Source organism: Salmonella sp. JXY0409-18 (genome assembly GCF_020268625.1).
GTDB classification, from domain to species: Bacteria; Pseudomonadota; Gammaproteobacteria; order Enterobacterales; family Enterobacteriaceae; genus Salmonella; species Salmonella enterica.
This window is the reverse complement of the sequence record NZ_CP084216.1, coordinates 1022740-1036837: the sequence shown is the minus strand read 5'-3', so window position 1 is coordinate 1036837 and position 14098 is coordinate 1022740. Positions and strand designations below refer to the sequence as shown.

13 protein-coding genes are annotated in these 14098 nt (G+C 56.4%); 4 read left to right on the top strand and 9 right to left on the bottom strand.

Annotated elements, in window-relative coordinates:
• The first annotated feature begins 128 nt into the window (after positions 1 to 128).
• Positions 129 to 902, top strand: a complete 774-nt coding sequence (gene srlR, locus LDB27_RS04985; RefSeq protein ID WP_000804536.1) for a glucitol operon DNA-binding transcriptional repressor SrlR — start codon at positions 129 to 131, stop codon at positions 900 to 902.
• Positions 895 to 1860, top strand: a complete 966-nt coding sequence (gene gutQ / locus LDB27_RS04980) for an arabinose-5-phosphate isomerase GutQ (RefSeq protein ID WP_001278206.1) — start codon at positions 895 to 897, stop codon at positions 1858 to 1860. The genes srlR and gutQ overlap by 8 nt, the downstream gene beginning before the upstream one ends.
• Here the strand turns inward: gutQ and norR are convergent.
• Positions 1857 to 3377, bottom strand: a complete 1521-nt coding sequence (norR, locus tag LDB27_RS04975) for a nitric oxide reductase transcriptional regulator NorR (protein ID WP_000010814.1) — start codon at positions 3375 to 3377, stop codon at positions 1857 to 1859. The genes gutQ and norR overlap by 4 nt on opposite strands.
• Positions 3378 to 3562: 185 nt before the next feature.
• Here norR and norV point away from each other — a divergent pair, with 185 nt between their 5' ends.
• Complete coding sequence (gene norV / locus LDB27_RS04970) at positions 3563 to 5002, top strand: anaerobic nitric oxide reductase flavorubredoxin (protein WP_000026004.1); 1440 nt, start codon at positions 3563 to 3565, stop codon at positions 5000 to 5002.
• A complete protein-coding gene (gene norW / locus LDB27_RS04965) occupies positions 4999 to 6132 on the top strand; it encodes an NADH:flavorubredoxin reductase NorW (protein ID WP_000086343.1) in 1134 nt (377 codons plus the stop codon). Before norV ends, norW begins: the two co-directional genes overlap by 4 nt.
• Positions 6133 to 6228: 96 nt before the next feature.
• On the opposite strand, the gene hypF is transcribed toward norW, so the two are convergent.
• From hypF to hycE, 8 genes are all read right to left on the bottom strand, one after another.
• Entirely contained in the window at positions 6229 to 8469 is a 2241-nt protein-coding gene (gene hypF, locus LDB27_RS04960; protein ID WP_000963426.1) for a carbamoyltransferase HypF, read from the bottom strand.
• A 145-nt stretch (positions 8470 to 8614) separates the two neighbouring features.
• A complete protein-coding gene (hydN, locus tag LDB27_RS04955) occupies positions 8615 to 9160 on the bottom strand; it encodes an electron transport protein HydN (RefSeq protein ID WP_001078787.1) in 546 nt (181 codons plus the stop codon).
• A gap of 200 nt (positions 9161 to 9360) precedes the next feature.
• Complete coding sequence (locus tag LDB27_RS04950; protein WP_000936697.1) at positions 9361 to 10170, bottom strand: hypothetical protein; 810 nt, start codon at positions 10168 to 10170, stop codon at positions 9361 to 9363.
• Positions 10171 to 10196: 26 nt separating this feature from the next.
• Positions 10197 to 10667 carry a hydrogenase maturation peptidase HycI gene (gene hycI / locus LDB27_RS04945; RefSeq protein ID WP_000132985.1) on the bottom strand — a complete coding sequence of 157 codons (471 nt, stop codon included), beginning with the start codon at positions 10665 to 10667 and terminating at the stop codon, positions 10197 to 10199.
• Entirely contained in the window at positions 10660 to 11070 is a 411-nt protein-coding gene (locus tag LDB27_RS04940; RefSeq protein WP_000003725.1) for a formate hydrogenlyase maturation HycH family protein, read from the bottom strand. Before LDB27_RS04940 ends, hycI begins: the two co-directional genes overlap by 8 nt.
• Positions 11067 to 11834, bottom strand: a complete 768-nt coding sequence (gene hycG / locus LDB27_RS04935; protein WP_000067419.1) for a formate hydrogenlyase subunit HycG — start codon at positions 11832 to 11834, stop codon at positions 11067 to 11069. The genes LDB27_RS04940 and hycG overlap by 4 nt, the downstream gene beginning before the upstream one ends.
• A complete protein-coding gene (gene hycF / locus LDB27_RS04930) occupies positions 11834 to 12376 on the bottom strand; it encodes a formate hydrogenlyase subunit HycF (RefSeq protein ID WP_000493767.1) in 543 nt (180 codons plus the stop codon). The genes hycG and hycF overlap by 1 nt, the downstream gene beginning before the upstream one ends.
• Before the next feature lie 9 nt (positions 12377 to 12385).
• Positions 12386 to 14095, bottom strand: a complete 1710-nt coding sequence (gene hycE, locus LDB27_RS04925) for a formate hydrogenlyase subunit HycE (protein WP_001288155.1) — start codon at positions 14093 to 14095, stop codon at positions 12386 to 12388.
• Between the last annotated feature and the right edge of the window lie 3 nt (positions 14096 to 14098).

The following is a 14098-nucleotide window of genomic DNA, read 5'->3' as shown; positions in this document are numbered from 1 at the left end:
CAGGAAGGCGGCGACGCAGTGAATCCCAGGAGCGTACATCAGTACGTGACCGGGGTGAGCGAGGAAAGCCAACGCACATGCAGCGTGAAGTATGACGGGTAAATACATAAGTCAGGGTAATCACGCCTATGAAACCTCGTCAGCGTCAGGCCGCGATTCTGGAGCACCTGCAAAAACAGGGAAAATGCTCGGTTGAAGAACTGGCCCAGTACTTTGACACGACAGGCACCACTATCCGTAAAGATCTGGTCATTCTGGAAAATGCCGGAACCGTCATCCGCACCTATGGCGGCGTGGTGTTGAATAAAGAAGAGTCCGATCCGCCTATTGATCACAAAACGCTTATCAACACCCACAAAAAAGCGCTGATAGCCGCAGCCGCTGTGAAATATATCCATGATGGCGATTCCATTATTCTGGACGCCGGAAGTACCGTGTTACAGATGGTGCCGTTGCTTTCGCGTTTTAGCAACATCACGGTGATGACCAACAGCCTCCATATTGTTAACGCGCTATCGGAACTGGACAACGAACAAACTATCCTGATGCCCGGCGGCACCTTCCGTAAAAAATCGGCGTCGTTTCACGGTCAACTGGCGGAAAACGCCTTTGAGCAATTCAGCTTTGATAAACTTTTCATGGGAACTGACGGTATTGACCTGAACGTCGGTGTGACCACGTTCAATGAGGTTTACACCGTCAGTAACGCAATGTGCAATGCAGCACGCGAGGTGATTCTGATGGCGGACTCCTCAAAATTTGGTCGTAAAAGCCCCAATGTGGTGTGCAGTCTGGAAACCGTCGACAAACTGATCACGGACGCGGGGATCGATCCGGCATTTCGTCAGGCGCTGGAAGCAAAAGGGATTGAAGTAATCATAACCGGAGAAAGCAATGAGTGATGCACTACTAAACGCGGGCCGTCAGACCTTAATGCTGGAGCTACAAGAAGCCAGCCGTCTGCCGGAGCGTCTGGGCGATGATTTTGTCCGCGCCGCCAATATCATTATTCACTGTGAAGGCAAAGTGATCGTTTCCGGTATTGGTAAATCAGGTCATATTGGTAAAAAAATCGCCGCGACGCTTGCCAGTACCGGTACTCCCGCTTTTTTTGTTCATCCGGCGGAAGCACTGCATGGCGATCTGGGGATGATTGAAAGCCGCGACGTGATGTTATTTATCTCCTATTCCGGCGGCGCAAAAGAACTCGACCTCATCATCCCGCGTCTGGAAGATAAATCCGTCGCGCTGCTGGCGATGACCGGTAAACCTCACTCTCCGCTGGGGCGAGCGGCAAAAGCCGTTCTGGATATTTCCGTCGAGCGTGAAGCCTGTCCGATGCATCTGGCGCCGACATCCAGTACCGTCAATACGCTGATGATGGGCGATGCGCTGGCGATGGCGGTCATGCAGGCGCGCGGTTTTAACGAAGAAGATTTCGCCCGTTCGCATCCGGCTGGCGCACTGGGCGCGCGTTTGCTCAATAATGTGCATCACCTGATGCGCCAGGGCGATGCAATACCGCAGGTGATGCTTGCCACCAGCGTGATGGATGCCATGCTGGAACTTAGCCGTACCGGGCTGGGGCTGGTGGCGGTTTGCGATGAGCAACATGTTGTGAAAGGCGTCTTTACCGACGGCGACCTGCGTCGCTGGCTGGTGGGCGGCGGCGCGCTCACCACGCCGGTAAGCGAAGCCATGACGCCCAACGGTATTACGCTCCAGGCGCAAAGCCGCGCCATTGACGCCAAAGAGCTCCTGATGAAGCGCAAAATTACCGCCGCGCCAGTGGTCGATGAAAACGGCAAACTCACCGGCGCCATTAACCTACAGGATTTCTACCAGGCGGGGATTATCTAATCCTTCAGTCCCAGACGCTTCGCCAGCCGATGCAGGTTGGCGACGTCGGTTTCCAGCGCCCGCGCGCTGGCCGCCCAGTTATGATTATTTTGCGCCAGCGCCTGGCGAATCATCTCTCGCTGGAAGTTCTCCGTCGATTCGCGCAAATTGCGGCAGGTCGGCAGCGCCAGAAAGCTTTCCGCAGGCGGCGCGGGTAAAACGTCCTCTGACAAGGCAAAATGCTGCGCCTCCAGTATCACCTCATCCCCTGCCCGGGTCGCTCTCGCCAGTACAACCGCACGGTGAATGGCATGTTCCAGTTCCCGGACGTTGCCCGGCCAGCCATAGTTGAGTAAATGGCGGCGCGCGCCGGGACTCAGCACCACGCGGGACAGCCCCAGCCGCAGTCGGCACTGCTCGCAAAAATAGCCCGCCAACAGCACCACATCATCGCCGCGCTCGCGCAGCGGCGGCACAAAGAGCGGGAAAACGCTCAGGCGATGGAACAGATCGGCGCGAAAACGCCCCGCCAGCACCTCTTCACGCAGGTCACGGTTGGTCGCCGCCAACACCCGCACATCCACGCGCAGGCTACGATCGTCGCCGACGCGCTGAATATCGCCATACTGCAACACGCGAAGTAGCTTGGCCTGTAGCGCCAGCGACAGTTCGCCAATCTCATCCAGAAACAGCGTACCGTTGTCCGCCATTTCGAACTTACCGCTACGATTACTGATAGCCCCGGTAAAAGCCCCTTTTACATGACCAAACAACTCGCTCTCCGCCACGCTTTCCGGCAGCGCGGCGCAGTTGAGATAGACCAGCGGATTGACCGCTCTGGGGGAGCCCTGGTGAATAGCTTTCGCCACCAGCTCTTTACCGGTCCCCGTTTCACCGCCGATCAGCACGTTAAGATCGGAGCCCGCCACAATCTCGATCTCTTTTTTCAACTGTGTCATCGCCGGCGACAGGCCGATCATGTGCGTCTCTTTTATCGGTTCAAACACGCCTGACGACCCCGGCAGCATGTTCTGGCTTTCCAGTTGTTCAATTAACAGCGCATTACTCAATGCCCCGGCGGCCAGCGCGGCGACAAGCCGTAGCTCTTCATCGCTAAATACCTCGAACTGCTCCGGCGTCATAGCATCAAGGGTCAGCGCACCGATGAGGTTCTGTCCGGCAAACAGCGGCAGACCAACACAGGCGTGGACTTTCAGGCTTTCCTGCCCGGGAATTAACCCGTCATACGGATCGGGTAAATCGCTATCAGCCGGAAAACGCACCACGTCCCCCGCGCGGGCGATGGCTTCCAGGCGCGGATGCCCTTCCAGGGTAAAACGTCTGCCGAGGACGTCCTGCGCCAGGCCATCAATCGCCAGTGGAATAAATTGTCGTGATTCATAACGCAACAGCGCCGAGGCGTCGCACGCCAGCACCTGACGCAGCGTAGTAATCAGCCGCTGAAAACGATCCTGATGCCCAATACCGCGTTGTAACTCAATGGCGATGCCCGCCAATACCTCCACGGAAAAACTCATGGTTACCTCATTGTCATTTTGACAACCTATAGTGTCATATTGACAGCATCATTTATAGTCTTTTTGACTACACCAAAAATAAAAAACCAATATAAATTCATATAAATCAATCATATGAAAAGTTGGCACACTACCTGCAATAAGCAAAACAACTTTTTGTAAACGTTGAATGAATTGAGGTGGTTATGTCTATTCTGGTTAAAAATAATATTCATTGGGTTGGCCAACGCGACTGGGAAGTACGTGATTTTCACGGCACTGAATACAAAACGCTGCGTGGCAGCAGCTATAACAGCTATCTCATTCGTGAAGAAAAGAATGTGCTGATCGATACCGTCGATCATAAGTTTAGCCGTGAGTTTGTGCAAAATCTGCGCAGTGAAATCGACCTCGCGGACATCGACTACATCATCATTAACCATGCCGAAGAAGACCATGCAGGCGCGCTGACCGAACTGATGGCGCAGATCCCGGACACGCCTATCTACTGTACCGCCAACGCCATTGACTCTATCAACGGCCATCACCATCACCCGGAATGGAATTTTAAGGTGGTGAAAACCGGCGATACGCTGGATATCGGCAACGGCAAGCAGTTGATCTTCGTGGAAACGCCGATGCTGCACTGGCCGGACAGCATGATGACCTATATGACCGGCGACGCGGTGTTATTCAGCAACGACGCCTTTGGTCAGCACTACTGCGACGAGCGCCTGTTCAATGATGAAGTGGACCAAACTGAACTGTTTGAACAATGCCAGCGCTACTACGCCAATATCCTGACGCCGTTCAGCCGTCTGGTAACGCCAAAAATTACCGAAATCCTCGGCTTCAACCTGCCGGTGGATATGATTGCGACCTCACACGGCGTGGTATGGCGCGACAACCCAACGCAAATCGTGGAGCTGTATCTGAAATGGGCGGCAGATTATCAGGAAGATCGTATCACTATTTTCTACGATACCATGTCGAACAATACTCGCATGATGGCGGATGCCATCGCACAGGGTATCAATGAAGTGGACCCGAACGTGGCGGTCAAAATCTTTAACGTCGCCCGCAGCGATAAAAATGAAATATTGACCAATGTCTTCCGTTCGAAAGGCGTGCTGGTCGGCACTTCTACCATGAACAACGTGATGATGCCGAAAATCGCTGGTCTGGTGGAAGAGATGACCGGCCTGCGCTTTCGCAACAAACGCGCCAGCGCCTTCGGTTCTCATGGCTGGAGCGGCGGCGCGGTGGATCGACTGTCCACGCGCTTACAGGATGCCGGTTTTGAAATGTCCCTGAGTCTGAAAGCAAAATGGCGTCCGGATCTGGATGCGCTGGAGCTGTGCCGTCAGCACGGTCGCGACATCGCGCGTCAGTGGGCGCTTGCTCCGCTGCCGGAAATCACACAGAAAACCACGCCAGCCGAAGAAACCACAACCTGCGCCGCCGCAGACCTCGGCCCTAAAATGCAATGCAGCGTATGCCAGTGGATTTACGACCCTGCGCTGGGCGAGCCGTTGCAGGATGTCGCGCCGGGTACGCCGTGGAGCGACGTGCCAGATAACTTCCTGTGCCCGGAATGTTCATTAGGTAAAGACGTGTTCGACGTACTGGCGACGGAGGCAAAATGAGTCGGGGGATCATCATTATTGGATCGGGCTTCGCCGCCCGCCAGCTCGTCAAAAATATCCGTAAACAAGATGCGCATGTGCCGTTAACCCTGATTGCGGCGGACAGTATGGATGAGTACAACAAGCCCGATCTCAGCCACGTTATCAGCCAGTCGCAGCGCGCCGATGATCTCACCCGCCAGTTAGCGGGGGAATTTGCTGAACAGTTTAATCTGCGACTGTTCCCGCATACCTGGGTTGCTGACATTGATGCCGATGCCCATGTGGTGAAAAGTCAGGATAAGCAGTGGCAGTACGACAAGCTGGTACTGGCGACCGGGGCGACAGCCTTTGTACCGCCGATTACAGGACGTGAGTTAATGCTTACTTTGAATAGCCAGCAGGAGTACCGCGCCTGTGAGACACAACTGCGCGACGCGCAGCGAGTGATGATTGTCGGCGGCGGTCTCATTGGCAGTGAATTAGCGATGGATTTCTGCCGCGCCGGGAAAACGGTAACGTTGATGGATAACGCCGCCAGCCTTCTCGCCTCACTGATGCCACCGGAAGTGAGCAGTCGCTTACAGCATCACCTGACCGATATGGGGGTGCATCTGCTGCTGAAATCGCAGTTGCAAAAACTGGAGAAAACCGAAGCCGGTATCCGCGCTACGCTGGTAAGCCAGCGTAATATTGAGGTCGATGCGGTGATTGCCGCCACCGGCTTACGCCCGGAAACCGCTCTGGCGCGCCGCGCCGGGGTAGCCGTCAACCGCGGCGTCTGCGTGGATAGCTATCTACAGACCAGTCACCCGGATATTTATGCGATCGGCGACTGCGCGGAGATCAACGGTCAGGTGCTGCCCTTCCTGCAACCGATCCAGTTAAGTGCGATGTACCTGGCGAAAAATCTGCTCGGCGGCAACGCGCCGCTGAAGCTACCGGCGATGCTGGTCAAAGTCAAAACGCCGGAACTGCCGCTGCATCTGGCGGGAGAAACTCAGCGCCGTGATTTAAGCTGGCAGATTACCGCAGAATCTGACGGTATGATTGCCAAAGGCATGAGCGGAGAAGGCCAACTACGCGCCTTTGTGGTGAGTGAAGACCGCATGAAAGAGGCCTTTGCACTACTGAAAACGTTGTCCGTATAAGCCTGTGATGCCGGATGGCGCCGCTTCGCGTCTTATCCGGCCCACGAGTGAGCATCTATTTACAGGCCGAATAAGGCGCAGCCGCCATCCGGCGCCCTACACTTCCCTTAACGCTCGCGCTGCGGCAATCACGCCCTGTCCAAACGACAGCCCGCCGTCGCCCGCTGGTAACCGCTGCGGAAATAACAATTTAAAATCAGAAAGATAAAAGGCAAGACGCGCGCGCAGTAAGCGGTTGTGTATCACCCCGCCGCTGAAGACCAGAGTGGTTATCCCCCGCGCCGTAGCCTGCTGGCGCATTAGCGTGGCAAACCCGCACGCCAGCGCATCATGAAAAGCCCAGGCGCGTTGCGCGGGCGTGGCCTGCCAGTTCAACCATTGCCGCCAGAAAACAGCGACGTCCAGTTGAGCGCCGTTAAGCGGCATCGTTACCGGATGCTCAACGTTAGCGCATTGAGAGGCCAGCGCCTCCAGCGCGCAGGCGGCCTCGCCCTCATAGCTAAGCGATGCTGGCGCGCAGCGAAGCGCGGCAGCCACCGCGTCAAACAACCTCCCGCAGGAAGAGGCCAACGGGGCATTGACGCCGCGCTCAATGGCGCGCGCCAGGACACTCCAGTTTTGCTGTTGCAGCCCCGCTGTCTCCGGGTAATCCTGCCAGTCCGGCACAAAGCGCAGGCACTGCGCTAACAGATTACGCCACGGCTGTTTGGCAGCCAGATCGCCTCCCGGCAGCGCCACGGCGGGTAAACCACCTAAATGTTCGCATTCGCGATAATTGACCCGCAAACATTCTCCGCCCCATAGCGCGCCATTCTCACCCATGCCGATACCGTCTACCGTCAGGGCAATCACCTCTCCGCCGTCCAGCGGCCAACCATGCTCGGCCAGGCAAGCCGCCGCATGGGCATGATGGTGTAACACCGTCTCTGTCGGCAGACGCATCTCACTGGCCCACTGACTGGAAACATAGCCCGGATGCGCATCACAGACGATACGCTCTGGCGTAAAATCGTAGATTGACTGGATCAAACGCAATGCCTCGCGCCACTGCGCCTGGATACCGTCATCGCTGAGATCGCCCAAATGTTGGCTGACAACCGCCTGTTCGCCGCGTACCAGACAGAACGTGTTTTTCAGATCCGCGCCCAGACAAAGTATCGGCGGCACATCGCGAAATCCGGGCGGCAACGCAATCGCGTCCGGCACGTATCCCCGCGAACGACGCAGCATTTCGCCGCTGTCGCGCACGACAGAGTCGTCCATGCGCTGAACAATGTCGCGATTGTGCAACAAAAAACCATCGGCAATATCGTGTAAATCGTCCAGCGCCTGTTCGTTGGTGATGGCGGGCGGTTTGCCGCTCAGGTTGCCGGATGTCATCACCAGCGGGTAATTGAGCGCCTGCAACAAGAGATGTTGCAACGGGTTGGCTGGCAGCATCACGCCCACCTCCGTAAGCCCTGGCGCGATGCCCTCACTCAGCGAAGGTACATACTGCTTATCCACCAGTACAATCGGGGCCGCTGGCGTGGTCAGCAGCGAACGCGCCGCGCTCGGCAGCGTTTGCGCCGTGGGCAACATCACCGCCAATGGTTTCGCCGGGCGATGTTTACGCGCCCGCAGCATCGCCACTGCGTTATCGTTGCGCGCATCGCAGGCCAGATGAAAACCACCCAGCCCTTTAACGGCAATAATGCCTCCAGCGTTCAGTTGGGCGACCGCCGCCTGCAAAGCCGCCTCTTTTTCCGCTCGTTCATGTTGGCTCCGCCACTCAAGATGCGGCCCGCATGACGGACAGGCAACGGGCTGGGCATGAAAACGGCGATCGTACGGATCGCGGTATTCGCTGTCGCATTCCGGACACAAGGGAAACGCCGCCATCACCGTAAATGGCCGGTCATAGGGCATAGCGCGAATAATGGTGAAGCGTGGTCCGCAGTGGGTGCAATTGATGAAAGGATAACGGTAGCGCCGCTCGCCAGGGGTATTCATCTCGGCAAGACATGCCGGGCAGGTCGCCGCATCCGGCACGATTTGCGTGTTCATCGAACCGCCTGCGCTCTGACGAATAGCGAAATCCGTCGGTGCGCGCTCCCATATCAACGACGCGTGTTCAACGCTGTCAATGCGCGCCAGCGGCGGGCAATCCTGATAGAGCGCGGCAATAAATTGCGACGGCTCTTCCAGCAGCCGAACGACGACGCCGTCGCCGTCATTACACACGTCGCCGTGTAATCGCAACTGCTGCGCCAGCTGCCAGACAAAAGGACGAAAACCGACGCCCTGTACTTTGCCCCGAATGCGTAGCTGTACGCCGGAAGGTGTGTCTATCGCCATCTTATTTTCCCGCCATCATCGAACCCGGATGCCTGATGGCGCGACGCTTATCAGGCCTACAACCGCACGGACCGTAGACCGGATAAGGCATTGATACCGCCATCCGGCAATGCTTTGTGGCGTATTCTACGCGCAATCGCAGAAATCAGAAAAGCAGCGATGCCGTTGAATCCAGCGCCGCACGACGGCGTTTTTCCGCGCTCAGCTGTTCAAGCTTATTGCGGTCAACGCAGATGAGGGCGTGCGTTGGGCAAGCGGCCATACAGGCTGGACCAGCTTCACGGTGGTGACATAGATCGCACTTGTTGGCTTCGGCTTTTTCGGCACGCACGTTCAGCCCCGCGCCGCTATTGCGAACCACCGGACGTACCACCACGTCCATGGCGCCGTAAGGACATGCCACTACGCAAGTTTTACAGCCAATGCAGCGTTCCTGCATCACATGAACAAAGCCTTTGTCACGGCTGATGGCGCCATTCGGGCAAACGTTGGCGCACGGCGCGTCTTCACACTGGCGACACAGCGTTGCCGTGGAAACGTTCACGCCTTTGATGACATGGATACGAGGTAAAAAGGTTTCAGGGGTCAGCGATGCGCAATCCTGATTTTCCTGATGGGATACGACGCAAGCCACTTCACAGGTACGGCAACCAATGCACTTACTCGCGTCTGCAATGATGAAACGGTTCATCAAATTCTCCAGCAATAACAGATGATGTGCCGATATATACACGAATCGTGCCAATTTTTATTTCATTGTTATTTAAGAATATTATTTCTATTTTCGTGAGCATTTACGTGTCATCGTCACAAGTGTCGATGACACGTAATGTCGCCAGTGGTGGTCAAGATTTACAGTGATAGCCATCCGATTCTGCACCGAAACTGGCATCAATCCTGATTAACGCCCGGCAATACGTTACCGCGTATTAAACAGCGCTGCGTAAGGGAAAGATCGTCCGTTTGCGGATTCCTTCCGGCAATAGGTTTGATAATTAATTTACGGCCAGGATAGTGATTAAAGCGGGTCAGCGCCGGATAACTCAACCGGCCAAACCAGCCGTGTACGCGCTGCCAGCGGGCGTCCTTCACCTGATATAAATTGGTTATCCAGTAGCCTGAGTCAAACTGCATATCCAACAGTTGCGTGCGACCATTGCCCTGTAAATCAAGCAAATCATCGACGCCAGTATCGGTGGCGGTATAAAACCCCCACGGTTCAAAGACGCAGGGGCGGCCATTATTGAGAAAGGTGAAAATGATGTATTGCGCGCTCGGCGCCAGGCCCAACCCAGGATTGCCCAACCAGATAACCAGATCCTGAATGCCGTTACGATCGAGGTCAGCGCGATAAAATTGCGCATTACCCGCCAAATTAATCAGCCTTCCCACCGGGACAACCCACGAATTACCGGCTCTGTCTTTTCCGCTAATCCGCCATTCGTTATCTTTTTTCGGCTCCGGCAGTAGCGTCACGCCACTGACTCCGACCTGGCGAAAATGCCAAGTCTGGTCGGGCGATACAGAATAAGGCAGGGTCAACAGCGGCTTCAGCGCACGCTTTTGCGCATATTCACCGTCGCTCATCGGCAGGTAACCGACAAAATCGGTGGCCAGCGCGCGCACGGCGAGGCAGAGAAATAGCAGTCCGCTCCATACGATAATCTTCACGTCCTTCTTACAACCTTTGCCGGGTAACACAAATTATCCCTAAATATGTGCGCATTTTACGCCTCCGGCGCTTCCAGCGCGGCAAATCCGCCGTTTCCCTGCCATCCTTCCAGGCGCTGATAGACAGTGTTTACCGCGTCCTTAATCGGTTGAGTCATCGGATAATAAAACCCGACGATATCCGGCTGGATACCAAGAAAAATCACCTCGCCGACATCCTCTTTCAGCTGATCGACCAGGTAGTTCAGCGGCATATTGTGGGTGGTCATCATAAACATTTCGGCGATATCATCCGGATCGATAATGCGGATCTCGCCCGGATTAAGCCCCATGTCGGTGGCGTCGACAATCAACAGACGCTGCGGGCGCAGTTCGCGAATCGCCACAATGTCGTTTTCCGGCGCGCTGCCGCCGTCGATGACAACCCAGTTGCCCTTCGGCTGCGCCGCGCACATTTCCGCCAGTAGCGGGCCTGCTCCGTCGTCGCCCATCATGCTGTTGCCGACACAGAGTAAAACGTCAGTCACGAAGCCTCCTCACCATCAGGTAGATGGCGCTTTCCTGATGAATGTCATGCAGCATACTGAGCATCAGTTTGCTCCATTCTTGCTGCTGCGGGGTCTGCGCGGCACGCGCCTCATCAAACGCGCGCGCCAGCATTTGCACATGGTTGAAATCGATGACGATCTCGCCATACTTCGGCACGCCTTCCATTTTACGCCGGGCATCACTACCGGCTTCCAGGGTGGCGATCCACGCCAGATACTCATCCCATGGGCAGGTGAGCGCGGCCTCCAGACAATCGATAACCCCCAGGTGGTGACCAATCGCCAGGCTGTAATAGACAACCTGCTGCGCCTCGGCAGGCGTCGCATCGTTCTCATCAATAAACTTACGGCTCAGTTGACTGAACACCACCTGTTCGCTCATCGGATACGCGCCTCTTCAACAACATGATTGAGATGGGTGACAATTTCGGTTAAACGCGGATCGTTTTCCGCTTCCAGCCAACGCGCCACTTGCTGCTCGCCCTGCCCCAACTGTGTCAGGTAATCATCAGCGATCTGACGACCATAGCGATAACCCGCCAGCCGGCGCGCCGCGCGATCCACCTTCACGCGCAGCGGCTGCACCATATCCGGATGCAGGATCTCTGCGGGCTGATCGTCCAGCTCACCCGGCGCGCGGGCGTGGATTTTCTGCTCCAGCAGGCCAAGCGCCATCGCAAAGCCATACAGCGTGGCGGCAGGCGTTGGCGGGCACCCCGGAATGTAGACATCTACCGGGACGATTTTATCCGTACCTCCCCATACGCAGTACAGATCATGGAAGATGCCGCCGCTGTTGCCGCAGGCGCCGTAAGAGATACAAATTTTCGGGTCCGGCGCCGACTGCCAGGCGCGCAGCGCCGGAGAGCGCATGGCGCGGGTCACCGCGCCGGTAAACAGCAGAATATCGGCATGACGCGGCGACGGTACCACTTTGATGCCGAAACGCTCGGCATCAAACAGCGGCGACAGCGTCGCAAAGATTTCGATTTCACAGCCGTTACAGCCGCCGCAGTCCACGCGGTAAACGTATGCCGAACGCTTAATATTTTTCAGTAGAGACGCCTTCATGCTGGCGATGGATTCATCCACCGTCATCGGTACCGGAATGCCGTTGGCGTCACGCGGGCCTAATAAATTGCTCATTAGCTGACCTCTTTCATATGGCGAGTCAGTTCAATACGGTCGGACGGCACCAGGCATTTCTGACGCTTACAGTCCGGGCAGGTCTCAAAGCTTTCGCGGTGGTTTTCCGCGCGGCTGTCGCCGTTGTGCGCAAGCAGCGCAATGGCGTAGTCAATCTCTTTCTGTACCGCGAAAGGACGATTGCACACGCGGCAGTTGCACAGCGCGAAGCGGGACTGTTGCAGGAAGTCTTCTTTCTTCCACACTGCCAGTTCGTACTCTTGCGACAGTTTAATCGCCGCCGTCGGGCACACCTCTTCGCAGCGACCGCAGAAGATGCAGCGGCCAAGATTGAACTGCCACGCCAGCTCATTGGTCGCGAGATCGGTTTCCACCGTCAGCGCGTTCGACGGGCAGGCATTAACGCAGGCGGCGCAGCCGATGCACTGCTGCGGATTATGTTCCGGCTTGCCGCGGAAGTTTTTATCAACCGCAATCGGCTCCAGCGGATAAGACGAGGTCGCTGTGCCGGTTTTGATAACTTTTTTGATAAAGGTAAACATGGCGATTCCTTATTTCAGCGGCGAGTTTTTACGCTCAATGCTGTAGCGCTCAAGTTCTTTGTACGGCACGACTTTGCTCTTCTTCTTACGCACATCGACCACGGTCATCCGGTCGGTACAGGAGTAGCACGGGTCGAGGCTGCCGATAATCAGCGGCGCGTCGGAGACGGTGTTGCCGCGCAGCATATAGCGCAGCGTCGGCCAGTTGGCGTAGGTCGCCGCACGGCAGCGCCAGCGGTACAGCTTCTGGTTGTCGCCGGTCATGCTCCAGTGGATATCGTCACCACGCGGCGCTTCAGCGAAGCCGAGCGCAAAACGGTGCGGAATATAGGTAAAGCCTTCCACCATCAGCGGGCCGCCCGGCAGATTATCCAGACCGAAATCGATCATATTCAGCGAGGTGTAGACTTCGTTGATACGGACTTTCAGACGAGAAATCACATCGCAGCCCTGCTCGCTATGTACTTCCATCGGCAGCAGACCGTAACCGACAAACGGGTGGTCGGCGCGGGTGTCGCGGGCGTGACCGCTGGCGCGCACCATCGGGCCGACATTACTGAAGTCACGGGCAATTTCCGGGTCCAGACGGCCGATACCCACGGTACGCTGTTCCATATTCGGCGTGCTCAGCAGCATGTCCACCAGCTCCTGCACGTCACGACGCATCTGCTGCGCCAGTTGACGGGTCTGGATCATGTCTTCTTTCAGCAGATCGCGGCGAATCCCGCCGATCAGGTTCAGACCGTAAGTTTTGCGCGCCCCGGTCAGTATTTCCGCCATCTTCATGGAGGTTTCACGCACGCGGAAGAACTGCATAAAGCCGGAGTCAAAGCCGGTAAAGTGGCAGGCCAGGCCGAGGTTGAGCAGATGCGAGTGCAGACGTTCCACTTCCAGCAGAATAGCGCGGATCATTTGCGCACGTTCCGGCACCTGAATGCCCATCGCGTTTTCCACGGAAGTGGTGTAGGCGGTGCTGTGCGCGAAGCCGCAGATACCACACACGCGATCCGACAGGAACGTCACTTCGTTATAACCCATACGGGTTTCCGCCAGTTTTTCCATGCCGCGGTGGACATAGAACAGGCGGTAGTCGGCGTCGATAATGTTTTCGCCATCGACGAACAGACGGAAGTGGCCCGGCTCATCGGAAGTGACATGCAGCGGGCCAATCGGCACCACGTTATTTTTCTTGTCACCCAGCTCGTTAATGAACTCGTAGGTTTCCGCATCGGTGGTCGGCGCCGGGCGCTGACGATAATCCATGCTGTCTTTACGTAGCGGATACAGCTCGTCCGGCCAGTCGTCCGGCAGCACCAGACGGCGCTCGTCCGGCAGACCGACCGGGATTAAACCGTACATGTCGCGTACTTCGCGCTCACCCCACACGGCAGCCGGCACGCGCGGCGTAACGGATGGGAATTCCAGCTTATTGGCATCCACTTCAACGCGGACGGTAATCCAGCACTTCGTGCCCTGCTCCATCGACAGCACGTAATAAACGGCATAGTGGCCGCACAACTGGCGTTCGTCATTACCGAACAGCACCGACAGCCACCCACCCTGCTGGTAGTAAAGAAACTCCACCACTTCCGGCAGATAGTTCACTTTTACCGTAATAGTCAGCTGATCTTTGGTCTGCCAGGCTTCGTCCAGCACGACGCCCGGAAACGCCTGGTGCAGCGCCGCAAGGTATTGTTGACCTAATTTTTCTTCAGACATGCT